General features: G+C 75.8%; 5 protein-coding genes. 4 read left to right on the forward strand and 1 reads right to left on the reverse strand.

Features of this window, described 5'->3' with window-relative positions; all coding sequences use genetic code 11:
• Positions 1-9: 9 nt before the first annotated feature.
• The 4 genes from ABT015_RS23345 to ABT015_RS23360 all read left to right on the forward strand — a co-directional run bounded on the left by ABT015_RS23345 (position 10) and on the right by ABT015_RS23360 (position 24,912).
• A complete protein-coding gene (locus ABT015_RS23345) occupies positions 10-1,383 on the forward strand; it encodes a serine hydrolase domain-containing protein (RefSeq protein WP_350882058.1) in 1,374 nt (457 codons plus the stop codon).
• 128 nt (positions 1,384-1,511) lie between these two features.
• Entirely contained in the window at positions 1,512-11,225 is a 9,714-nt protein-coding gene (locus ABT015_RS23350) for a non-ribosomal peptide synthetase (RefSeq protein WP_350882061.1), read from the forward strand.
• Between the two features lie 11 nt (positions 11,226-11,236).
• Positions 11,237-23,635, forward strand: a complete 12,399-nt coding sequence (locus ABT015_RS23355) for a non-ribosomal peptide synthetase (RefSeq protein WP_350882063.1) — start codon at positions 11,237-11,239, stop codon at positions 23,633-23,635.
• On the forward strand, positions 23,632-24,912 hold the full coding sequence (locus ABT015_RS23360) for an MFS transporter (RefSeq protein ID WP_350882065.1): 1,281 nt from the start codon (positions 23,632-23,634) through the stop codon (positions 24,910-24,912). The genes ABT015_RS23355 and ABT015_RS23360 overlap by 4 nt, the downstream gene beginning before the upstream one ends.
• On the opposite strand, the gene ABT015_RS23365 is transcribed toward ABT015_RS23360, so the two are convergent.
• Positions 24,894-26,072 carry a sensor histidine kinase gene (locus ABT015_RS23365; RefSeq protein WP_350882067.1) on the reverse strand — a complete coding sequence of 393 codons (1,179 nt, stop codon included), beginning with the start codon at positions 26,070-26,072 and terminating at the stop codon, positions 24,894-24,896. The two genes, ABT015_RS23360 and ABT015_RS23365, sit on opposite strands and share 19 nt — an antisense overlap.
• Positions 26,073-26,200: the final 128 nt, after the last annotated feature.

The following is a 26,200-nucleotide window of genomic DNA, read 5'->3' on the forward strand; positions in this document are numbered from 1 at the left end:
CCCGACACCATGACGACCACCTCGGCACCCCCCATCTGGAGCGTCGACCCGGCCAGCGCCGGCGGGCTCGGCCGGCTGCTGCACCGACTGATCCGCCAGCACACCGTCCCCGGGGCCCAACTCGCCCTCCTGCACCGGGGCGTGACCTCGGTGGTGGTGGCCGGGGAGGAGCGCCACGACAGCGGCCGGCCGGTCATCGCGGAGTCCCGGTTCCCGGTCGGCTCGCTCACCAAGTCGTTCACCGCCGCGCTGCTGGCGACCCTGGCGGACGAGGGCGAGGCGGACCCGGACGCCCCGCTCGGCGAGCAGTTCCGCGAGTTCGCGGCGCTGCCCGGGGCGCTCGGGAGCGAACTGACGCTGCGGCACTTGCTCACCCACACCGGCGGACTGCCCGGGAGCCACCCCGCCGAGCAGCCGCCGGCCGACCGCGACCAGTACCTCAGGGAGGCCGCGGCGACCGTGGTCTGCCCGCCGGGTACGGCCTTCTCCTACTCCAACGTCGGGCTGGTGGCGGCCGGCCGGGTCGCCGAACTGGCCCTCGGCATGCCGTGGGAGGAGGCCGTCACCTCGGTCGTGCTGCGTCCGCTCGGCATCCGCGCGGCCTTCGTCACCGGCTCGGGCGCCGCCGCCGGGCACGTCCCCGGGCACGCCGCGCAGCCGGCGTACGGTACCGCCCGCCCGGTGGCCCAGCTGCTGCCGCCGGTGGAGGCGCCGGCCGGCGCGCTCGCGCTCGCCGCCGCGGACCTGCTGCGGTTCGGCACCCTGCTCGCGGACGAACCGGTGCGCCCGCGAGGGCCGCTGCTGCCGCCGCCCCGGGTCACCGAGGCGATGCGCCGGATCGAGCCGAACACTGACGCGTTCGGCCTGGCCGACGCTTGGGGCCTTGGCCTCGCGCACTACCTGGCCCCGGACGGCCGGACCTGGGTCGGTCACGACGGCACCGGCGACGGCACCTCCTGCCACCTGCGGGTCGACCCGCAGGAGAGCACGGTCGTCGCGCTGACCACCAACGCGGGCACCGGACTCGCGCTCTGGGACGACCTGCTGGCCGAACTGGGCGAGGCCGGGATCGAGGTCGGCAGTCACCCGTTCACCCGGCTGCGCGGCGACGCGCCGCCGGCCCCCGACCACCTCCTCGCCGACTGCGCGGGGACCTACCGCAACGGCGCCACCGAGTACCGCCTGGGCCATGACCCGGACGGCCTGCGGCTCGACCAGGGAGGCCGACCGTTCGCCCGGCTCGCCGTCCGGTCGGACCTGGCGTTCTCGGTCGTCGAGCTGACCACCGAGCGGACCGGCTACACCGGCCGCTTCCACCGGGACCCGGGCACCGGGCGGATCGACCGCGTGCAGGTCGGCGGGCGCCTGGCGGTCCGGTGGTGAGCGGCGGCACACGGCAGTAACCAGCGTGTTCCGGACTCCCGCGACCCGCGGGAGTCCGAAGCCGTCGTCGGACCGGACGGCCGGGCGGCTGAACGGGCAGAGCAGACCGAAGGGCAGGAGACGCAACCATGTCGCACGAGGCGGCTTCCTCGGACGCACGGCTCATCAATGGCACCGACCCGGCGTCGGCGGAGGCGGCAGGGTGGCACGCGGGACCGCCGGCGCCCGCCGCCGCCACCCTGCCCGAGCTGCTGCGCCGGCAGGTCGAGCGGGCCCCGAGGGCGCCCGCCCTGGTGTCCGGGGCCGGCACCCTCTCGTACGCCGAGCTGGATAGCCGGACCAACCGGCTGGCGCACCTGCTGATCGACCGGGGCGTCGGCCCCGGCAGCATCGTGGCGCTCGGCATGGCCCGCGGCGCGGATCTCGTGCTGGCGGCCATCGCCACCACCAAGGCCGGCGCCGCCTACCTGCCGGTCGACCCGGCCTACCCGGCCGAGCGGGTCGCCTACGTCCTCGCCGACGCCTCGCCGCGGCTGCTGCTCACCAACGGCGCCGGTTCGGTCCGGGCCGTCGACGGCCCGCCGACCGTGCTGGACCTCGCCGACCCGGCCGTCGCCGAGGCGCTGGCGGGCTGCCCGGACACCGACCCGGCCGTGGCCGGGAAGGTCGTGCCGGGACACCCACTGGACGCCGCGTACGTCATCTACACCTCCGGATCCACCGGGCGCCCCAAGGGCGTGGCCGTGCCCCACCACGGCCTCGCCGCCCTCACCGCCCAGCACGTCGCCCAACTGGCGGCCGGCCCCGGTTCCCGGGTGCTGCAGTTCGCCAGCCCCAGTTTCGACGCCTCGGTGTTCGAACTCTCCATGGCGCTGCTCACCGGCGGCACGCTGGTCCTGGCCGACGCCGCGCGGCTGGTACCCGGTCCGGCCTTCGCCGACCTGCTGGCCGAACTGCGGATCACCCACGTCACCCTGCCGCCGGCGGTGCTCGCCACCCTGCCGGACGGGGCGGTCCCGGCCGGCGTCACCGTCGTCACGGCCGGCGAGGCCTGCCCCGCCGCGGTCGCGGCCCGTTGGGCGCCCGGCCGGTTGATGGTCAACGGGTACGGGCCGACCGAGTCCACCGTCTGCGCCACCATGAGCGACCCGATCCCCGGGGACGGCACCGCCCCCGACATCGGACGCCCGGTGGCCGGCACCCGGGTGCACGTCCTCGACGAGCGGCTGCGGCCGGTCGCCCCCGGCGCCGTCGGCGAGCTGTACGTGGCCGGGGACGGGCTGGCGCTCGGCTACCTGGACCGCCCCGGGCTGACCGCCGAGCGCTTCGTCGCCGACCCGTACGGACCGGCCGGCGGCCGGCTCTACCGCACCGGCGACCTCGCCGAGTGGACCGCGGACGGCGTGCTGCGCTACCGCGGCCGGACCGACGACCAGGTCAAGATCCGGGGCTTCCGGGTCGAGCTGGGCGAGGTCGAGGCCGCCGTGCTGACCCACCCGGCCGTCGCCGAGGCCGCCGCCGGAGCACCCGAGGACGAGCGCGGCCACCGTCGACTGGTCGTCCACGTTCGCGCGGAGGCGGGCCTGGCCGCGCCCACCCGGGCCGAGCTCGCCGCCCACCTGCGCCGCACCCTGCCCGAGCACCTGCTGCCCTCCGCGGTGGTCCCGGTCGGGCACTTCCCGCTCAACCCCTCCGGAAAGGTGGACCGCGCCGAACTGCCCGCGCCGGACTGGACCGGCCGCGGGGTCGCCTACGTGCCGGCGGACGGCCCGGTCGAGGAGGCCGTGGTCCGGATCTGGGAGGAGGCCCTCGGCACCACCGGTGTCGGGACCACCGACGACTTCTTCGACCTCGGCGGCGACTCGCTGCTGGGCGCCCGCGTCCTGGCCCGGCTGAAGGCGGAGTTCGGCACCGCTCCGAGCCTGCGCGAGCTGTTCGCCGCGCCGACCGCGGGCGCGGTCGCCGCCCTGGTCGGACCGGCCGGGCACAGCCCCGCCCCGGTCGGGGCCGTCGCGCGCGACGGCGCGCCGCGTGGCCGAGGCGGCACCGTGCCGATGTCCTTCGCCCAGGAGAGCCTCTGGTTCCTGCACGACGCCGCCCCGGCCCTGGCCGGGTACGGCGCCGCGGTCGGCATCGAGCTGGCCGGCGAACTGGACGACGAGGCGCTGCGCGCCGCCTTGGGCGCGGTGCTCGCCCGGCACGAGGTGCTCCGCACCACCTTCCGGGCCGGCGAGCACGGCGGCGTGCAGGTGGTGCACGAGCCCGGCGAGCCCGCGCTCGACGTGGTCGACCTCACCGCGCTGTCGGCCGGGAAGGCGGCGGACGAGCACGAGCGACTGCTCGCCGAGGCGACGGCCCGTCCGTTCGACCTGGTGGCCGGGCCGCTGCTGCGCGCCCTGCTGATCCATCTGCCCGGGCAGCGGCACATGCTGGTGCTGGACCAGCACCACATCGTCACCGACGGCTGGTCCACCCGCGCCCTGCTCCGGGAGCTCTTCGAGCTCTACGGCCGGGCCGTGCGCGGGCCGCTCGGCCCGGTGGCCCCGGCGCCCGACCAGTTCGCCCGCCACGCCGCCGACCAGCGCGAACGGGCCCGGGCCGGCGTCTGGGACGCCGACATCGCGTACTGGCGCGAGCGGCTCGCCGACCTGCCGCCGCTCGACCTGCCCGCTGACCGGCCGCGCTCGGCGGCCCGCACCGGCGCCGGCGCCCTGCACCGGTTCCGTGTCCCGGCCGAGCTGGCCGCCGGGCTGCGCGCCCTGTCCCGAGCCCGTCGGGCCACCGTCTTCATGACGCTGACCGCCGCCGTGCACGTCCTGCTGGCCCGGCACAGCGGCCAGCGCGACTTCGCGCTCGGCATCGCCACCGCCTGCCGCCGCGACGGCGTGGACGACGACACCCAGGGCTTCTTCGCCAACCTGGTGCCGCTGCGCACCGCGCTCGACCCCGCCCGGCCGTTCGGTGAACTCGTCGACGCCGTAAGGGAGTCCACCCTGGTCGCGGTCGAGCACGGCGAGGTGCCGTTCGACCGGCTGGTCGAGGCGCTGCGGCCGCTCCGCGAACCGGGCCGGATGCCGCTGGTGCAGACCGCCGTCACCTACCAGGAACCGCTGCTGCGCCCCGGGGCGGCGGCCGCCGGTCTCGACCTGGCCGAGGCCGAACTCCCGCGATCCTCCTCGCGGTTCGACTTGCTCTTCGAGTTCTGGAACCACGGCGACACGCTCGGCGCCGGCATCGAGTACAGCACCGACCTGTTCACCGCTGCCACGGTCGCCCGGCTGGCGGACCACCTGCTCGGCCTGCTCCGGTCGGCCGTCGCCGACGCCGGCGCGCCCGCCGGGGAGCTCGCCCTGGTCGGCGCGGAGGACGCCGGGGCCCGGCGGGCCCGGGCCGACTGGCACGACACCGAGGTCACCTACCCGCGCGAGGCCCGGGTCCACGAGCTGTTCGAGTACGTCGCCCGGCTTCGCCCGGATGCCGTCGCCCTGGTGCACGAGGAGACCGTCGTCCGCTACGGCGAGCTCAACACCCGGGCCAACCGGCTGGCCCGCCGGCTGGCAGCCGCCGGGGTCGGGCGCGGCACGCTCGTCCCGGTCTGCGCCCGGCGCTCGCCCGGGATGGTCGTCGGGCTGCTGGCGGTGCTCAAGGCCGGCGGCGCCTACGCGCTGCTCGACACCGGCCTGCCGGTCGAGCGGCTGCGGCTGATGATCGAGGACCTGGCCGCGCCGGTCGCACTCGTCGGGGCCGACGCCGAGGCGACCGTCCGGGCGGCCTGGCCCGCCGCGGGCGACCCGGTCCTGTTGTCGCTCACCGACCCGGCCACCGACGCCGAGGACGACTCCGACCCGGCCGTCCCGGGCAGCGCCGAGGACCCGGCGACGGTGATGTTCACCTCCGGCTCCACCGGTCGGCCCAAGGGCGTGCTGGCGGCCCACCGCGCCACCGTGCGCACCTTCGTCGGCACCGACTACGCCCGGTTCGGGCCGGACGAGGTGGTTCTGCAGTCGGCGCCGATCTCCTGGGACGCGTTCTCCCTGGAGCTGTTCGGCGCGCTGCTGCACGGCGCCCGCTGCGTCCTCCAGCCGGCCCCCACACCCGAGCCGGAGGCGATCGCCGAGCTCGTCGAGCGGCACGGCATCACCACCCTGTGGCTGTCCTCCAGCCTGTTCAACGTGATGGTCGAGGAGTACCCGGGCATCTTCGGGACGCTCCGCCAGGTGCTGACCGGCGGCGAGGCGGTCTCGGTCGAGCACGTCGGCCGGGTGCTGCGCCGCCACCCCGGGCTGCGCCTGGTCAACGGCTACGGACCGGTGGAGTCCATGGTGTTCGCCACCACCCACCGGATCACCGAGCGGGACCTGGGGCGGGCCTCGGTGCCCATCGGCCGCCCGCTGGCCAACACCCGGGTCCACCTGCTGGACCAGGACGGACGGCCGGTGGCGGACGGCGTGCCCGGCGAGCTGTACCTGGCCGGCGACGGCCTGGCGATCGGCTACCTCGGCCGGCCCGAGCTGACCGCCGAGCGGTTCGGCCCCGCGGTCTTCGACCCGGCCGAGCGGCTCTACCGCACCGGCGACCTGGCCCGGATGCTGCCCGAGGGCGTGCTGGAGTTCCTCGGCCGGGCCGACGACCAGGTCAAGGTGCGCGGCTTCCGGATCGAGCCTGGGGAGATCGTCGCCGCCCTGCTGCGGTTGCCGGAGCTGGCCGACGCCGCCGTCCTGGCACTGCCGGACGGCGCGGGCTCCAAGCGCCTGGTCGGCTACCTGGTGCCCCGGGACGCCGAGCAGCGCCCGGACACCGCCGGGGTGCGCGCCGCACTGGCGGAGCGCCTGCCCTCGTACCTGGTGCCGTCCGCCTTCGTCACGCTGCCGGCGCTGCCGCTGAACGCCGCCGGGAAGCTCGACCGGGCCGCCCTGCCGGTGCCCGAGGCCGACGCCGGGCGGGCCTACCTGGCGCCGCGCGACGAGAAGGAGTGGCTGCTCGCGAAGACCTGGGCCCGGCTGCTCGGCGTGGAACAGGTCGGTGTCGAGGACAACTTCTTCGAGCTGGGCGGGGACTCCATTCTCACCATGCGGGTCGCCGCCCGGGCCCGCGCCGAGGGGCTCTTCCTGCGCTCCGGCGACGTGATGCGGCATCAGACCGTCGCCGCACTGGCCGCCGTGGCGGTCTGGGCCCGGGACGAGGCGCCCGCCGCCGAACAGGGCCCGGTCGAGGGCGAGCTGCCGCTCACCCCGGTCCAGCGCTGGTTCCACGGCACCGACCCGGCCCGGCCCGGGCACTTCGACCAGACCGTCCGGGTCGAACTGACCCCCGGAGTCGACGAGGCGGCTCTGGAGCGGGCGCTGCGCGCCCTGTTCGCGCAGCACGACGCGCTGCGGCTGCGCTTCACCGGGACCGTCGGCCACCACGCGCCCGGCCCGGGCGGCCCCCTGCTGCACGTCGTCGACCTGGCCGGCCTGCCGGTCGACGAGCAGGAGCGCCGGATCGACGACGTGGCCGAGCGGGCTGAGGAGTTCGACCTCGTGGAGGGCCCGCTGTTCGGCGCCACCTTGCTGCGCGGCGACACCGAGCGGCCGGACGTGCTGGTGCTGGCAGCCCACCACCTGGTGGTCGACGGCGTCTCCTGGCGCATCCTGCTGGAGGACCTCACCGACGCCTACCGGCAGGCCGCGGTCGGCCGGGAGGTACGGCTGGGCGCCAAGACCACCTCGTTCCGGGCCTGGGCGATCGACCTCGAAACCCGCACCGCCGCCGGCGAGTTCGAGCCCGAGCGGGCGTACTGGGACGGCGTGCCGGACCCGGCGACGCCCCGGCTGCCGCGCGACCGGGCAGGCACCAACACCGCGGCCTCGACCCGCACGCTGACCGTCCGGCTGACCGCCGCCGAGACGGACGCGGTGCTCCGGGAGCTCCCGGCCCGCTACCAGGGCGGCCCGGACGACGTCCTGCTGAGCGCGCTCGGCACCGCGCTGGCCGCCTGGACCGGCCTGCCGAAGGTGCTGGTGGACCTGGAGGGCCACGGCCGGGCCGAGCGGGACGGCACCGACCTGTCCCGCACCGTCGGCTGGTTCACCGCCGTGTACCCCGTCGCCCTCGACCTGCCCGACCCGGCCGCCGGCTGGTCGGCCGTGCTCAAGTCCGTCAAGCAGCGGCTGCGGGACGTCCCCGGCGGTGGCCTCGGCCACGGCGCGCTGCGCGACGCGGCCGCCCACCGCACCGAGCGCGACCGCGCGCCCGAGGTGAGCTTCAACTACCTCGGCCGCTTCGAGGAACTGCCCGAAGGAGGCCTGTTCGAGGCGAGCACCCGGCCGCGGATGTGGCTGCGACAGTCCCCGGAGTCGGTCCGTCCCCACCTGCTCGACGTCATCGCCGTCCTCGGCGACGGCGGCGCCCTGGAGCTGCTCTGGCAGTACTCCGACCAGGTGTACGAGGAGGCCACCGTACGGCGCCTCGCCGAGGCCACCGCCGACGCGCTGCGCGCGCTGGCCGCGCACGCGGGCGAACCCGGAGCCGGCGGCCGGACCCCCTCGGACTTCCCGCTGCTGCGGCTGGACCAGGCCGCAGTGGACCGGCTGGCCGGTGACGGCCGAGCGGTGGCGGACCTCTACCCGCTCACCGCGATGCAGGCCGGCATGCTCTTTCACTCGTTGGAGGCCGCCGCCGAGACTGGCGGTCAGGACGCCTACTTCGCCCAGTTCGCCTTCGTGCTGGACGGCGTGGACCGCGTCGACCTGCTGGAACGCGCCTGGCGCAGCACCGTCGACCGAACCCCGGTGCTGCGCACCACGGTCGCCGACACCGGGGCCGGCGGGTTCGTCCAGCGGGTGCTGCGGACCGTACCCACCCCGCTGACCGTGCTGGACTGGAGCGGACTGGACGAGGCCGGACGGGCCGAGGCGCTGGAGCGGCTCTTCGCCGCCGACCGCGCGCTCGGCGTGGACCTGGCCGACGGCCCGCTCACCCGGCTCACCGCGGCCAGGCTGGACAGCGGCTCGCTCCACCTGCTGTGGACCTTCCACCACGCGCTGCTGGACGGCTGGAGCCTCTACCAGGTGCTCTCCGACCTGTTCGCCGAGTACGCGGCGCTGCGCGCCGGCCGGCCGTCCGCCGCCGTCGAGCGGCCGCCGTTCCGCGACTACGTGGCCTGGCAGCTCGCTCGGGACGCCGACGAGGCGCAGCGGTACTTCACCGAGCGGCTGGCGAGCCTGACCACCGCCACCCCGCTGCCCTTCGACCGCAGGCCGACCGGCGAGCACCGGGTCAGGTCCTCCGCGCGGCTGCGGGTGGAACTGCCGGCCGAGCTGTCCGCCCGGGTCTACCGCGCCGCGCGGGACCGGCAGGTCACCGTGAACACGGTGGTCCAGGGCGCCTGGGCGCTGCTGCTGTCCCGGGTGTCCGGGCAGGGCGACGTCTGCTTCGGCGCGACCGTCTCCGGCCGCCCCAACGACCTCGACGGCGCGCCGGACATGGTCGGGCTGTTCATCGCCACCCTGCCGGTCCGTGCCCTCGCGGACCCGCAGGCCGAGCTCGGGCCCTGGCTGCGCGAGCTCCAGCAGGAGCAGGTGCGGGCCCGCGTCCACGAGCACCTGCCGCTCACCGCGATCCAGGCCCGCAGCGGGATCGCCGCCCCGGCCAGGCTCTTCGACAGCGTGCTGGTCTTCGAGAACTACCCGGTGGACGACGCCGCGCTCACCGTCGGTGGCCTCGCCCTGCGCGACGTGAGCGCCGACGCCGAGACCACCAACTATCCGGTGGCGGTGGGCGTCTACCCGACCGAGCGGCTGACCTTCTCGTTCGCCTACGACCCCGCCCTGTTCGACGAGCGGACGGTGCGGACCTTCGCCGACCGGCTCGGTCTGCTGCTGGGCGGCATGGCCGAGCCGGAGGGGGAGGCGCCGACCCGGCTGGTGGACCTGCCCTGGCTGACCGAGGACGAGCTGCGGCGGCACCTGACCGGCCACGACGACACCGCGGTCGCCGTGGACCGCACCACCGTGCCGGAGCGGATCGCCGCCCAGGCCCGGCGCACTCCCGCGGCGCTCGCGCTGACCGGCCCCGACGGCCGCCTCGACTACGCCGACCTGGGCGCGCGCTCCGACGCGCTGGCCGCCCGGCTGCGCGCCGCCGGGGTCGGCACCGAGGACGTGGTGGCCGTCGCCATGCGCCCCTCCGCGCTGCTGGTGGTGACCCTGCTCGCGGTGTGGAAGGCCGGCGCCGGGTACGTGCCGCTGGACCTCCAGCACCCGGCCCGGCGGCTCGGCGCCCTGCTCGCCGAGTGCGGTCCGGTGCGGCTGCTGGTGGACGCCGAGGGCGCGGCGGCTGTGGACGGCGAGGCGCCGGCCGGCTGCCCGGTCGACCTGGTGGACCTGGCGGGCCTGGTGGACCTGGCGGGCCTGGCGGGCCTGGCGGGCCTGGCCGGCCCGGCCGGCCCGGCCGGCCCGGACGACCACACCGGGGTCGTCCGACCCGCCCCGGCGGACACCGCGTACGTGCTCTACACCTCCGGTTCGACCGGCACCCCCAAGGGCGTGGTCGTCGAGCACGCCTCGCTGGCGCACTACCTGGCCCACGCCGCCGACGCGTATCCGGGTCTGCGCACCTCGGCCCTGCTGCACTCCTCGATCGCCTTCGACCTCACCGTCACCGCGCTGTGGACCCCGCTGACCCAGGGCGGCACGGTCGTGGTGTCCCCGCTGGAGCCGGACGCGCTCGCCGAACTGGCCGCCGCCGGTACCGCGGTGGGCTTCGTCAAGGCGACGCCCAGCCACCTCCCGCTGCTGGAGCGCCTGCCGGACGTGGCGGCCGGCTCGGCCGACCTGGTGGTCGGCGGCGAGCAGTTGCCCGGCGAGAGCCTCGCCGGCTGGCGGGCCCGGCACCCCGGCAGCGCGGTGATCAACGAGTACGGGCCGACCGAGGCGACCGTGGGCTGCATCGTGTACCGGGCCGAGCCTGGGCAGCCGCTCGCCCCGGGTGCCGTCCCGATCGGCCGGCCGATCCGCAACACCCGGGTCCACCTGCTCGACGGCACGCTGCGCCCGGTGCCCGACGGCGTCACCGGCGAGCTGTACCTCGGCGGCGACGGCCTGGCCCGCGGCTACCGGGGCCGTCCGGCGCTGACCGCCGAGCGGTTCGTCGCCGCCCCGTTCGGTGCGCCCGGCGGACGGCTCTACCGCACCGGCGACCTGGCCCGGCGCCGCGCCGACGGCGTGATCGAGTACCTGGGCAGGGCCGACGACCAGGTGAAGGTGCGGGGCTTCCGGATCGAACTCGGCGAGGTGGAGAGTGCGCTGACCCGCCACCCGGGCGTCGCCGCGGCCGCTGCCACGGTCGCCGACGGGGTGCTCGGTGGGCACGTGGTGACCACAGGCGGCCCGGACGCGCCGGACGCGGCCGAGCTGCGCCGCTTCCTGGCCGGGCTGCTGCCCGAGCACATGGTCCCGGCGGGCTTCGCAGTCCTCCCGGCACTGCCCCTCACCCCCAACGGCAAGGTCGACCGGGCGGCGCTCGGCCGACCCGCGGAACGGCCCGCCGAGCCCGCGGCACCGGAGCCGCAGGAGCTGCTGACGCCCACCGAGCAGGCCCTGGCGGGCATCTGGTCGGACGTCCTGGGGGTGGCGCAGGTCGGCCCGGACGACGACTTCATCGGCCTGGGCGGGGACTCCATCCGGAGCCTGGGCGTGATGGCAAGCGTCCGCAGGGCGTTCGGGATCTCCCTGTCGCCGCGGGAGGTCATGACGGCCCGGACCGTCTCCGAGCTGGCGGCGCTCATCGAGGACAAGGTCCTGGCGGAGGTCCTGGCCGCCGAGGGACTGGCGGACACCGGCACGAGCAGCGAGGCATGAGGAGCATGAGCATGAACGGTCCTACGTCCCGGCCCGACCGACTGTCGGTGCTGCCGCCCGAGGTGCGCGAGAAGCTGCTGCGGCGGCTGGCCGGCCAGGGAGCGACCCCGGACGCGCCCGGAGCGCCCGCCGCCGCGGCGGACGCCGCGATCGGCGCCGGTCCGCGCCCGGAGGAGATCCCGCTCTCCTCCGGCCAGCAGCGGCTCTGGTTCCTCAGCAGCCTCGCTCCCGAGGGCAGTGAGTACACCAGCGCCTTCGGCCTGCGGCTGACCGGTCCGCTCGACCCGGACGCGCTGGCCCGGGCGGTCGACCTGATGGTGGAGCGGCACGAGGTGCTGCGCACCAGCTACCGGGTCGAGGGCGACCGGGTGCGCCAGGTCGTCCACCCGGCGGCGTCCGGGGTGCTGCGCCTCGCCGAGCCCGCCGCCGATGCCGGGGAGGCCGATGCCGGGGAGCTCGATGCCGAGGAGCCCGGTGTTGCGGCCGCCGTACGGGCCGAGCTCGCGACGCCCTTCGACCTCGCGCGGGGTCCGCTGCTGCGTGCCCTGCTGCTGAGGTCCGCGCCAGAGCGGCACGTGCTGCTGATCACCGCCCACCACAGCGTCATCGACGGCTGGTCCTCGGGCGTGCTCTTCGACGAACTCGGCTCGGCGTACGCGGAGTTCGCCGCCGGCCGCACTCCGCGCTTGGAGCCGGTCCCGGTCCAGTACGCCGACTACGCGCTCCGGCAGCGCGAGTGGCTGACCGGGCCCGGGGTGAAGGCCGGGCTCGACTACTGGGAGAGCAGGCTGCGCGGCGCCGAGCCGCTCGGCCTGCCCACCGACCGCCCCCGCCCGCCGGTCCGCGACACGGCCGGCGCCGTGCTGCGGCTGGCTGTGCCCGCCGCGTCGACCGCTCGGCTCAAGGGCCTCGCCCGGCGCGAGGGCACCACGCTGTTCCCGGTGTTGCTGGCCGGCTACCAGCTGCTGCTCGCCCGGATCTCCGGGCAGCCGGACGTCACCGTCGGCACCGTCACCACCGGCCGCGGCCGGCCCGAACTGGAGCGTGCCGTCGGTTTCTACGCCAACACTGTCGCGCTGCGCACCGCGGTGGACGAGAAGGAGCCGTTCGCGGCGCTGCTCGCCCGGGTGCGGGACGGCGTGCTGGACGGCTTCGAGCACGACCAGGTGCCGTTCGACCGGCTGGTCGAACTGCTGGAGCCGGTCCGGGACCCGAGCCGCACCCCGGTGTTCCAGACCATGATGGTGCTGCAGAACGCGTTCGGAGCCCCGCTCGCGCTGCCCGGGGTGGCCGTCGAGCAGCTGGAGCTGCCGCGCTGGGAGGCCACCGTCGACCTCGGGCTGGAGTTCGAGGAGCGCGACGGCGAGTTGGACTTCGGCCTGTCGTACAGCACCGCGCTGTTCGACGAGCGGACCGTCCGGGCGCTCGGCGAGCAGCTGGTCGCCCTGTTCGAGGCGGTCGGCGAGCGGCCGGACACCCCGCTGTGTGCGCTGCCGCTGGTCTCCGCCGAGGAGGCGGCCGAGCTGCGCCGCGACTGGGACGCGGCGGCCGCCACCGCCGACGACGGCCCCGCCACCCTGGTCCAGGCCTTCGAGCGGCAGGCCGCCGCCACCCCCTGCGCGCCCGCCCTGGTGTTCCGGGACGAGCGGCTCGGCTTCGCCGAACTCAACTGCCGGGCCAACCGGTTGGCGCGCCACCTGCGGGCCCTGGGGATCGGCGAGGAGAGTCTGGTGGCACTGGTGCTGCCGCGCTCGACCGACTTCGTGGTCGCGCTCTGGGCGGTGCTCAAGGCCGGCGCGGTGTACGTGCCGATGAACTCCGAGGAGCCCGCCGAGCGGATCGCCGACCTGCTGCGCGGCATCCGGCCCGCGCTGGTACTCGGCACCGGGGAGCCGGCCGGCGCGGTGCCCGCCGAACTGCCCCGGCTGCTGCTGGACGAGCCCGCCGTGGTCGCCGCCGTCGCCGCTCGGGACGGGCATGACGAGCCCGCGGCCGCGCCGGCACCCGGGGACGCCGCGTACGTCATCCACACCTCGGGCTCCACCGGCCGGCCCAAGGGCGTGGTGGTCGAACACCGCTCGCTGGCCAATCTGTTCGCCCGTCAGCGGGACGAGCTGTTCCGGCCCGCGGCGGCCCTGCTCGGCCGCCCGCTGAGGGTCGCGCTGACCACGGTGCCGACCTTCGACGCGTCCTGGAACCCACTGATGGCGGTGGCCGACGGCCACACCCTGCACCTGGTGGACAGCGAGACCCGGCTGAACGCCGACGACCTGGTGGCCTACGCGCGGCGCGAGCAGGTGGACCTGTTCCAGCTCACGCCGTCCTTCGCCCGACCGGTGCTCGACGCCGGCCTGCTCGCCCCCGCCGCGCCGCACCGGCCCGCTGTGCTGGTGCTCGGCGGCGAGGCGGTCGGCGGGGAGCTGTGGCGCGAGTTGGCCGCGACCCCGGGGCTGACCGCCCACAACTTCTACGGGCCGGCCGAGTGCACCGTCGACACCCTCGCCGCCCGGGTGGACACCGCCCGCGCGCCGGAGCTCGGTCTGCCGGTGCGCGGCACCCGGGCCTACGTGCTGGACGCGCACCTGCGCCCCGTCCCGGTCGGCGTGCGCGGCGAGCTCTACCTGGCCGGGCTGCCGGTCGGGCGCGGCTACCTGCACCGGGCCGCACTGACCGCCGAGCGCTTCGTCGCCGATCCGTTCGGCCCTGCGGGCACCCGGATGTACCGCACCGGCGACCTGGTCCGCCGCACGCCGGACGGGCGGCTGGAGTTCGCCGGCCGCGGCGACGACCAGGTCAAGATCAACGGGGTCCGGGTGGAGCCGGGCGAGATCGAGGCGGCGCTGCGCTCCCACCCTGCGGTGGACGACTGTGCGGTGGTGCCCCGGGTCGGCCGGGCCGGCGTCCAGCGGCTGGTGGCCTTCGTGGTGCCGAGCGCCGCAGTGCCGGGCGCGGCCGCGCTCCGCGCCCACCTGCACGGCCTGCTGCCGGACTACCTCGTCCCCGCCGCCTTCGCCTTTCTGACGGCGCTGCCGCGCACCGCCGGCGGCAAGACCGACCGCCGGGCCCTGCCGGAGAGCGCCGTGGAGCCGGGGCCGGCCACCGGCTACGTGCCGCCGCGAACCGAGGTCGAACGAGCTCTGGCCGGGATCTGGGCCGAGCTGCTCGGTGCCGACCTGGTCGGCACCGAGGACAACTTCTTCGCCCTCGGTGGCGACTCCATCCTCAGCATCCAGGCCGTCTCCCGGGCCCGGGCCGCCGGGTTCCGGCTCCAGTCCAGGGACATCCTGGTCAAGCAGACCATCGCCCGGATCGCCCCCGGCGTCACCACGGCGGCCGACACCGCCCAGCAGTACGAGCACCGGGGACCGGCACCGCTGGCCCCGATGCAGCACCGGCTGCTGGCCGGCGCGGCCGACATCCCCAGGTTCACCATGTCGCTGCTGCTGGAGCTGGTTCCCGGCACCGACCCGGCCGCACTGGTGCGGGCGCTGGAGGCCCTGGTCGCCCACCACCCGGCGCTGCGCACCCGGTTGCGCCGCGCGGACGGCGGCTGGCTGCAGGAGGCCGCGGCGCACCAGGGCGGCCCGCTGCTGAGCCGCCGGGCCACCGCCGGCCTGGGCGGGCCGGAGCACGCGGCGGTGCTGCGCGAGGAGGCGGAGTCGGCTCGCCGCGCCCTCGACCCGGAGCACGGCCCGGTGCTGCGCGCCGTGCTGTTCGACGAGGGTGCCGGGGCCGGCCCCCGGCTGCTGCTGACAGCGCACCACCTGGTGGTCGACGGCGTCTCCTGGCGCATCCTGCTGGACGACCTCGCGACCGGCTACGAGCAGGCCCGGGCCGGCCGGCCGGTCGACCTCGGCACCCCGACCACCCCGTTCGCAGCCTGGTCCGCCAGGCTCGCCGAGTACGTCCGCGACGGTGGTCTGGACGTCGAACTCCCTTACTGGCGAAGGATCGCCGAGGAGTCCTTCGAGTTGCCCACCGACGGCACGGGGCCCAATACGGCGGCCTCGTCGGAGCGCGCGGACTTCGCCCTCACCGCCGAGGAGACCGAGGCGCTGCTGCGCGACGTCCCGCCGGTCTACCGGACCAGGGTGGACGACGTGCTGCTCACCGCCCTGGCCGGCGCGCTCGCCGAGTGGACCGGCCGCGAGCGGGTGCTGGTCGGCCTGGAGGGGCACGGGCGTGAGGACGTCCTGCCCGGCGCCGACCTCTCCCGCACGGTCGGCTGGTTCACCGCCGTCCACCCGGTCGCGCTGACGGTGGCGGCCGGCGACGGGGTCGCCGCCCGACTGAAGTCGGTGAAGGAGCAACTGCGAGCCGTCCCCGCCAAGGGCTTCGGCCACGGCGCGCTGGCCGCCCACCGGGCGGGCTTCACCCCGGCCGCCGCGCCGGCTGTGACCTTCAACTACCACGGGCAGCTGGACGGCGCGTTCGCCGCCCGCTCCCTCTACCGCGCCCACCTGGGCGACGGCGGGCCGCAGTGGGACGGCGACCACGAGCGGAGCGCACAGATCGAGGTGGTCGGCGCCGTCTCCGACGGGGTGCTCACGCTGTCCTGGTTCACCTCCCGGGCGCTGCACCGGCCGCAGACCGTCCGGCGGCTCGGCGAGTCGCTGCTGGCACACCTGCGGGCCGTCATCGCGCACTGCGCCGAGCCCGGCGCCGGCGGCCGCACGCCGTCCGACCACCCGTTGGCCCGGCTCGACCAGGCGGCCCTCGACCGGCTGGTCGGCGACGGCCGGGGCGTGGACGACGTCCTGCCGCTCACCCCGCTGCAGGGCGGCATGCTCTTCCACATCCTGACCGACCCGGACGGCGGCGCCTACGTCGACCAGCTGGCCCTGCGGCTGGAGGGACTGGCCGCCGCCGAGGCGCTGGCCGGGGCCTGGCGCGAGGTGTTCCGGCGCACCGACGTGCTGCGCGCCACCGTCCGCTGGGAGGGCGTGCCCGAGCCGGTCCAGCTGATCCGCTCGGACCTGGAGCTGCCGGTCGAGCTGCTCGACTGGCGTGGGGACCCCGACCCCGGCCGACGGCTGGACGAGCTGGTCCGGGCCGAGCGCGAGCGTGGAATCGACCTGGCCGCCGGGCCGCTGATGCGGATCGTCCTGGCCCGGGTCGACGACCGGACCGTCTACCAGCTGTGGACGTTCAGCCACCTGCTGCTGGACGGCTGGAGTACCGCCCAGCTGTTCGAGGAGGTGCTGGAGCACTACGTCGCCGCCGTCGAGGGGCGGGCCGCCCTCCCGGTCAGCCGGCCGTCGTTCCGCGAGTACCTGGAGTGGCTGGCCGAGCAGGACCGCGAGGCCGCCATGGCGCACTGGCGGCAGGTGCTGGCCGGCTTCGCCGAGCCCACCGCGCTGCCGGTGGACCGCCAGCCCGCCGCCGACCACCGCACCCGGGCCGTCGGCTCGCACAAGCTCGCCCTGGACCCGGCGGTCACCGGGGTGCTGGCCGACTGGTGCCGGGAGAACCGGATCACCCTCAACACCCTGATGCAGGGCGCCTGGGCGGTCCTGCTGTCGCGGCACGCCGGTGAGCCGGACGTGGTTTTCGGTGCCGTCGTCTCCGGGCGAACCCCCGAGGTGCCGGGGATCGAGAGCGGCATCGGCATGTTCGTCAACACCGTCCCGGTCCGGGCCCGGGTGGCTGGACCGGAGGCGGACGGTGACCTCGGGGCCTGGCTGCGCGCCCTGCAGGCGGCGCAGGCGGAGAGCACCGCGCACGACTACCTGGCCCTCTCCGACGTCCGGCGCTGCGCCGAGCTGGCCTCCGGGGAGCGGCTGTTCGACAGCGTGGTGGTCTTCGAGAACTACCCGGTCGCCGAGGGCGCCACCGGCCGCGACGGGGTGGGAGTCCAGGTGTTGTGCTCCTCGGACAGCAGCACCGTGCCGCTCACCGTCAGCAGCCACGCCGACACCGCGCTGCGGATCGAACTCACCTACGATCCCGAGCTGTTCGACGCCGCCACCGTGGAGCGGATCGGCGGCCGGCTGCGCACCCTGCTGGAGGGCGTGGCCGCGGACCCGCACCGCGGGCCGGCCGCGCTGCCCTGGCTCACGGAACGGGAGCGGCACACCCTGCTCGTCGAGCGGAACGACACCGCGCGCCCGCGCCGCACCGAGACGCTGGTCCAGGAGCTGTTCGACGCCCAGGTCGCCGCCCGCCCGGACGAGGTGGCCGTCCTGGAGGCGGACGGAGGGGCTCCGCTGACCTTCCGGGAGCTGGACCGCCGGGCCAACCGGCTCGCCCATCGATTGGTCGCCGCCGGCGCCCGGCCGGGCGAGCGGGTGGCGCTGCACCTGGAACGCTCCACCGACATGGTGCTCGCCGTGCTCGCCGTGCTGAAGTCCGGTGCCGCCTACGTGCCGCTGGACCCGGCGTACCCGCGCGAGCGGCTGGAGTTCATGCTCGAGGACGCCGAACCGGCGGTGGTGCTGAGCCACGCCGCGATCGCCGACCGGCTGCCCGGCCACGGCGGTGCCCTGGTCACCGTCGAGTCCGTCGCCGACACCGGCCCGGGGACCCCGCCCGAGGTCGCCGCCGGGCCGGACGACCCGGTGTACGTGGTGTACACCTCCGGCTCCACCGGCCGCCCCAAGGGCGTGGTGGTGACCCACCGGAACCTGCTCCACGTCGCCGGCGCCTGGGACGAGCTGTACGACCTGACGGAACGCAGGCTGCGCTTCGTCTCCATCACCAGCCTCTCGGTGGACCTCTTCCTGGCCGACCTGCTCCGCTCGGTCTTCTTCGGCGGTTCGATGCTCGTCGTGCCGACCGACCTGGTCACCGACCCTGCCCGGCTGCTCGCGCTGGTCGAGCGGGTCGGCGGTACCGCGATCGAACTGGTCCCCTCACTCGCCAAGGCACTGGTCGAGGAGGTCGGGGGGCGCGGCGAGCGGCTGCCGGCCTTCCAGGTGATGTCGGTCGGCTCGGAGGGCTGGCGCGTCGACGACTGCCGAGAGCTGCTGGAACACGCTCACCCGGACACCATGGTGGTCAACGCCTACGGAGCGACCGAGGCCACCGTCGACTCCACGGTGTTCGTACCCACCCCCGAGCGGCTGGCCCGCCTCGCCGCCTACGTGCCGGTCGGCAGCCCGATCGGCAACACCCGGGTGTACGTCCTCGACGAGCGGGGCGAGCCGGTGCCGGTCGGCGTGCCCGGCCACATCCACATCGGCGGTGACGGCGTGAGTGCCGGCTACTGGCGGCGTCCCGAGCTGACCGCCGAACACTTCCTGTCCGACCCGTTCACTCCGGGCGGCCGGCTGTACCGGCCGGGCGACCTGGGCCGCTGGACGGCCGACGGCGTCCTGGAGTTCCTCGGCCGGTCCGACCACCAGGTCAAGATCCGCGGCTTCCGGATCGAGCTCGCCGAGGTCGAGGCGGCGCTCACCGCGCTGGACGACGTGACCGAGGCGGTCGTGGTGGCCCGCCGCGATCGCGGCCGGGACCGGCTGGTGGCGTACGTGGTGCCCGCCGTGCCCGGCGCCGGGATCGACCCGGCCGGGCTGCGGGCCCGACTGGCCGTCGGCCTCACCGAGGCGATGGTGCCCTCGGCCTTCGTCGGGCTGGAACGCGTCCCCCTGCTGCCCAACGGCAAGACCGACCGTCGGGCGCTGCCCGAGCCGCCCGAGGACCTCGCCCTCGGCGGCGAGTACCTGGCCCCCGAGGGCGCGTCGGAGACCCTGCTGGCCGGGATCTGGGCGGAGGTGCTGGGCGTCGAGCGGATCGGGGCCGAGGACAACTTCTTCGAGCTGGGCGGTGATTCGCTGCTGAGCATCCGGGTGGTGTCCCGGCTGCGGCAGCACGTGGCCTCCGGGCTCTCCCCGCGCGCCCTGTTCAGCGCGCCGACCGTCCGGTCGCTGGCCGCGCTGCTCGCCGCCGAGCGGGAGACGCCCACCGCCGCGCTGGTGCCGGTCGGCCGGGAAAGCGCCCCGCCGCTCTCCTTCGGCCAGCAACGGCTCTGGTTCCTCGGGCAGTTCGGCGGGACCGGCGCCGAGTACAACTCACCGCTGGGCCTGCGGGTGCGCGGCCCGTTGGACGCCGACGCGCTGGAACTGGCGCTGGCCGACCTGGTGGACCGGCACGAGTCGCTGCGCACGCTCTTCGGCCAGGTCGACGGCGAGGGGCGGCAGTTGATCGCCCCGGCCGGGCGGCCCTTCGCGCTGGCCCGCACCGATCTGGCCGGCCACCCCGCGCACGAGCGCGAGGCCCGGCTGCGGGAGGCCGTCGGCGCCGACGGCGCCACCCCCTTCGACCTGCGCACCGGTCCGCTGTTCCGGGCCCACCTCGTCCGGCTGGCCGAGGACGAGCACGTGCTGACCCTGGTCCTGCACCACATCGTCACCGATGGCCGCTCGGCCGGCGTGCTGGTCCGCGACCTCGCCGAGCTGTACCGCGTCCGGCGGCGCGGCGGTACCGCCGACCTGCCGGAACTCCCCGTCCAGTACGCCGACTTCGCGGCCTGGCAGCGTGCCTGCTGGGAGAGCGCGGGGAGCGGCCGGCTCGACTGGTGGCGGGAGCGGCTGGCCGGCCTGGAGCCGCTGGAGCTGCCCACCGACCGGCCCCGGCCGCCGGTGCGCGGCCGCGAGGGGGCGCAGCTGGAGTTCGCTGTGGAAGCGGAGACCGCCAAGCGGCTCAAGCGGATCGCCCAGGATCGCGGCGCGACGCTGTTCACCGTGCTGGTCGCGGCGACCCAGCTGCTGCTCGCGCACTGGTCGGGCCAGGACGACATCGCGGTGGGCACCGTCTCGGCCGGTCGCGACCGGCCCGAACTGGAGCAGGTGGTCGGCTTCTTCGTGGACACCCTGGTGCTGCGCTCCGAGGTGGACTGGGAGGAGGGCTTCGACGGCTTCCTCGGCCGGGTGCGGGAGTCCGTCAACGGCGCCTTCGCCCACGCCGACGTGCCCTTCGACCGGCTGGTCGAGGCGCTGCGGCCGGAGCGCGACCCGAGCCGCACCCCGCTGTTCCAGGCCATGGTGGTCCTGCAGGACGCCCCGGGCGGCCCGGTGCGCCTCGACGGCGCCCACACCGAGGAGTTCGGCCTGCCCACCGGCGGCGCCGCGTTCGACCTCACCTTCCAGTTCCAGGAGACCGACCGCGGCCTGGACGCCGCCCTCCAGTACAGCGTCGGCCTGTTCGACCGGAGCACCGCCCGCCGGATGGCCGACGCCCTGGTCTTGCTGCTCGGCGGCATCTCCGAGCGCCCGTGCGACCCGCTGCGCGAACTCCCCTACGTCCCGGCCGAGGAGCTCGTGCTGGAGCCCCGGCGCTGGCACCGGGACCCGGACGAGGAAGCCGGCGTGCTCGCCCACGAGCTGGTGGGCCGGCGGGCCGAGGAGCGCCCGCACGCGGTGGCCGTGGTCGCCGACGACGGCAGCGAGGTTTCGTACGGTGAACTCGACGCCCGGGCCGGGGATCTCGCCCGCCGCCTGGTCTCCCGGGGCGTCACCCCGGACACCCTGGTCGGCGTGTTCGCCGACCGCGGGGTGGAGATGGTGGTGGCGGCGCTCGCGGTGCTCAAGGCCGGCGGCGGCTACGTGCCGTTGGACCCGCAGTACCCGGCCGACCGGATCGGCGCGATGATCGGTGGCACCGCGGTCCCGCTGCTGCTCACCCAGGCGCACCTGGTCGAGCGGCTCCCCGAGGGGCCGTTCACCGTCCTGCGGATGGACGGGTCGGACGGGTCGGACGGCGATGCGGCCCCGGCCGGCACCGCGCTGCCCGGCGAGCCGGGCTCCCCGTACCGGGTGGAGGCCGACCACGTCGCCTACGTGGTGCACACCTCCGGTTCCACCGGCCGCCCCAAGGCCGTGGTGATCAGCCACGGCGCGATCGCCCGGACTGCCCGGGTGCTGCGCGAGGCCTGGGACATCACCGCCGACAGCCGGGTGCTGCAGTACGCGCCGGCCAGCTTCGACGGCGGGGTGTGCGACCTGTTCTGCACTCTCACCGCAGGCGGCGCGCTCTGCCTCACCAGCCCGCGCCCCGCGCCCGACCCGGCCGGGGAGATCATCCGGACCGGCGCCACCGTCGCGGTGCTGCCCCCGGCGCTGCTGGCGGTGATGGACGCCGAGCGGCTGCGCGGCCGGCTGCCCACCGTCGCCGCCGCCGGCGACGTCTGCCCGCCCGACCTGGTGCGCACCTGGTCACAGGGCCGGGAGTTCTTCAACGTGTACGGGCCGAGCGAGGCCACGCTGGTCTCCACCCTGTGGAGTCCGGGCGAGCTGCACGCGGGCGCCCCCGTGCCGGTCGGTACCGAGCTCAACGGCGTCGGCCTGCACATCCTCGACCGCCACCTGCGGCCGGTGCCGGACGGCGTTCCCGGCGAGCTCTACATCGACGGCCCCGGGCTCGGCCGCGGCTACGCCGGACAGCCGGGCCTGACCGCCGGGCGGTTCGTCGCCAACCCGTTCGGCGGGCCCGGAAGCCGGATGTACCGCACCGGCGACCTGGTCCGTCGGGTGGCCGGCGGCGAGCTGGAGTTCGTCAGCCGCACCGACACGCAGTTCAAGGTCCGTGGCCACCGGGTCGAGCCCTCCGAGATCGAGGCCGTGCTGCTGCGCGAGCCCGGCGTCGGGGACGCCGCCGTGGTGGTCTTCAAGCCGGAGGGCGGCCGCGAGCTGCTGGCCGCGTACGTGGCCCCGGGCGCCCGGTCGGGCGCCTTTGAGCTCTCACCCGCGGTGCTCAGGGACGCGGTGGCCCGCGCCCTGCCCGGCTACATGGTGCCGGCCGCCGTCCAGGTGCTCGACCAGCTCCCGGTCGGCACCAACGGGAAGGTGGACCGGCGCCGGCTTCCGGCGCCGACCGGACCGGACACCGCCGTGGCGGCCCGGGTGGCGCCGCGCGGACGGAAGGAGGAACTGCTCGCCCGGATCTGGGCGCAGACGCTCGGCGTCGAGCGGGTCGGCGTCGAAGACAGCTTCTTCGACCTCGGCGGCGACTCCATCCTCAGCATCCAGGTGGTCGCCCGGGCCCGCCGGGCCGGGCTGCGGCTGGACGCCCAGGACGTCTTCCTGCACCAGACCGTGGCCGAACTCGCCGCCGTCGCCACCGAGATCGGCGACGGCGCGGCCGAGGGTCGGCCGCCGGCCGCCGGGCCCGTCCCGCTGACCCCGGTGCAGCGCTGGTTCTTCGACACCCACGACCACCCGCACCACTTCAACCAGTCGGTGCTGCTGGAGCTCGGCGCGCCGGCCGACCGCGCGGCGCTCACCGCCGCGTTGGAGGCCCTGGTCGAGCACCACGACGCGCTGCGGATGCGCTACACCCGCACCGCCGACGGCTGGGCCCAGGAGAACCCGCCCTACCGGGCCGGCGAGCCGCTGCTGCGGGTGGTGGACACCTCCGCCACCCCCGACGGCGAACTGGGCGCGCTGCTGGACCGGGAGGCCCGCGCCACCCAGGCCGGATTCGACCTGGGCCGCGGCCCGCTGCTCGCCGCCGTCCTCTTCGAGTCCGGTGGACGCCGCCGCGCCCGACTGTTCCTGACGGTCCACCACCTGGTGGTCGACACCGTGTCCTGGAACATCCTGCTGGACGACCTGGACGCGGCCCACGCCCAGGCGGCGGCCGGTCGGCCGGTCGACCTCGGCCCGCGGAGCACCACTTTCCAGGAGTGGTCCGCCCGCCTGGTCGAGCACGTGCGCTCCGGCGGGCTGGACCACGAGCTCGACCACTGGAACGGGGTCGGCGCCGCCCGGCCGGTGCCCCGCGACCTCGACGGCGTCGCCACCGTGGGCGGCGGCCGGGAGGTGCGGGTGCGGCTCGGCGCCGAAGACTCGGCCCAGCTGGCCGAGCACGCGCCGACCGTCTACCGCACCAAGGTCGAGGAGATCGCGCTCGCCGCGCTCGCCCGGGTGCTGGCCCGCTGGACCGGCGAGGACGAGGTCACCGTCGACCTGGAGGGCCACGGTCGCGAGCGGCTGCTCGACGACGTCGACCTGTCCCGGACGGTCGGCTGGTTCACCGCGGTGCACCCCGTCCGCCTCACCGTGCCCGAGGGCGACGACTGGCGGGCCCTCACCCGCGTCGTGCGGCGGCAGCTGCGTGCCGTCCCCGGCAAGGGCCTGGGCCACGGCCCGCTGCGCCACCTGCACCCGGACACCCCGCTCACCGGGCCGGACCCGGACGTGGTGTTCAACTTCCTCGGCCGGCATCGCAGCGACGGCGGGCCCGGCAGCGGGCTCGTGCACACCGTGCACGGCGCGATCGGCCAGGACCTCGGCCCGGACGACCGGATGGAGCACGTGTTGGAGATCGTCGGCGGGATCCACGACGGACGGTTGGAGTTCACCTGGTACTACTCCCCGGCCGTCCACCACCACGGGACGGTGGAGCGGCTGGCCGCGGAGTTCGCCGACGTGCTGCGCGCGATCGCCGACGAGTGCCGGGAGGCGCGGGGATGAGCGAGCTCGCACCCGCCGACCGCCCGGTGGCCGTCACGGAACCGGAGCTCCCGCTCCGCCGCAACCGGGTCTACCACCTGCTGTGGATCGGCACCACGGCCTCCGAGACCGGTCTCAACGTCTCCACCATCGCCTTCCCGCTGCTCGCCCTCGCCACGACCGGCTCCCCCGGGGTGGCCGGCGCGGTGAGCGCGGTCAACGCGGTGGCCCAGGTGGCCGTCGGGCTGCCGGCCGGTGCGCTGGTGGACCGCTGGGACCGCAAGAAGATCATGGTGGTCTGCGTGCTGGTCCGGGCGGTGATGCTCGGCCTGCTCGCGCTCGCCGCCGCCACCGGGCACGTCACCACCTGGCTGCTGCTGCTCACCGCGGCCGTCGCCGGGGCGGCCACCAGCCTGTTCGACCCGGCCGAGCGGGCCTCGCTGCCACTGGTGGTGACCCGCGGGCAACTGCCCACGGCTCTCTCGGTGAACACCGCGCGGATGCACCTCGGGCAGCTGGTCGGCACCTCGGGCGGCGGGTTCTTGTTCGGCCTGGGGCGGGCCGTTCCATTCCTCGCCGACGCCGTCGCCCACCTGGTGGCCTTCGTGACGCTGCTTTTCGTCCGGCTGCCGAAGCAGGAGCGCAAGCCCTCCCCGATCTCGGCCATCCCGCGTGACATCGTGGCCGGCTTCGCCTTCCTGGTGCGCCAGCCGTTCATGCGCTCGACCACCCTGCTGCTGCTCGGCCTCAACCTGCTGTTCCAGGCGCTCTACCTGGTCGTCATCGTGGCCGCCGAGCAGAACGGGGCCTCGCCGGGGAAGGTCGGCACGATGGCCGCGATGTTCGGCGTCGGCGGCCTGATCGGCGCGCTCGCGGCGCCGCGGATCTCCCGCTCGATCACGCCCTACCAGGCCGTGGTCGGGATCATCTGGCTGCTCGCGGTGCTCGTCCCGCTGATGTCCGTCACCAGCGGCGCGCTGGTCTGGGGCGGCTTCCTGGCCGCCATGGCCTTCCTCGCACCGACCGCGTACACCGTCGTCGGTACGCAGCAGATCCTGCTCACCCCGGACGGCATGCGCGGCCGGCTGAGTTCGGCGACCAACCTGTTCAACGGCGGCGCGCAGGCCGGCGGCGCGGCCCTGGGCGGGCTGCTCTCGCAGTGGCTGAGCGGCACCCAGGCGATGCTCGGCTGCGCCGTCGGCCTGGCGGTGCTCGGGCTGGCCGGCGCGGCGGCGGGCTCGCTGCGGCTGCCGTCCGCCGGTCAGGTGAGGGACGTCGGTCAACCCGGAGAGGACTGATCGCCCGAACAGGTGAGAGTGCCCCGGGCGTGCCCGGCCGGGACGCCGTCCAGCGGGAGGAGGACGGCGACCTGCCAGCCGCCGTTCGCGCAGGCCCCGGCGGTGAGCTCGCCGCCCAGCCCCGCGACCCGCCGACGCAGCTCCCGGATGCCGGTGCCGCCGCCCTCGCGGTCGACCGCCGCCGCGGTGTCCGCCCGGGCGCCGGCCGGAACGGGCTCGTTGTGGATCAGGACCCGCAGGGCGCCGCCGTCGGACACCCGCTCGGCGGTGACCGTCACCCCGGGCGAGGCGGGGGCGTGCCGGCGGACGTTGGTGAGCGCCTCCATCACCACCCGGTAGCCGACCGCGCCGACCTGCTCCGGCAGGCCGTCCACGGCGCCGGGGGAGAGTTCGAGCCGGGCCGGGATCATCCCGGTGCGCTCGAACCGGTTCATCAGGTCCGGCAGCTCGTCCAGCGAGTGGGGCCGGGCCGCCGCGTCCTCCTCGGGATCGTCCGCCGCCGGCTCGTCCCCGCCTCGGCCCGGCCGGCGGTCCTCCTCCAGCTCGCTGAGGATCCGGATCGTCCGGTCCATCGACTTCAGCGCCTGGATGCCGGCGCTCTCGATCTGCGGGAGCAGCGCCAGCGCCTTCTCCGGCGACTCCTTGGCCAGCATCTGGGCCGCCTGCGCCAGCACCATCACCCCGGTCACGTCGTGCGCGGCGAAGTCGTGCAGATCCCGGGCGACGTGCAGCCGTTGGGCGCGCCGCTCCTCCGTGACCGCCAGCTTGCGCCGGCTGTCCAGTGAGCGCAGGTAGCAGGACGCCCCCACCGCGGCCACCGCGGCCAGTCCCCAGACCACGCAGAGCCCGATGGTCTCGCGCGGCCCGGCCGGCGGGTCGAGGGTCAGCGCGATCCGCAGCGGCAGCAGGGTCACGGTCACCAGCAGGAGCAGCCCCAGCAGGGCGGCGACCGCCGGAGCGGACCCGCGCACCGCGGGCATGACGGTGACCAGCAGGGCGACCGACTCGACCAGGATCCAGAGCCCCGAGGTGTTGTCGGCGGGGCCCTCGTAGCGGAACGTCGCGTACAGCGAGATCGCGCAGGCCACCGGGACGGTCACCAGGTTGCGGGTCCGCGGCTGCCCCGGCAGCCACACGATCAGGACCGCGGCGGCCAGCACTGCCGCCGTCGTCGAGCCCCGGATCAGTGTCGAAACCGGTGAACCCGCCCACACCGCAACCGAGATGGCGACCGCCGCGAGGACCGCCGCGCCAACTGGGCGTCCGATCCTGGCCAGTTGATTTGTCA

This window comes from Kitasatospora sp. NPDC094016 (genome assembly GCF_040304045.1).
In the GTDB taxonomy this organism is placed as follows: domain Bacteria; phylum Actinomycetota; class Actinomycetes; order Streptomycetales; family Streptomycetaceae; genus Kitasatospora.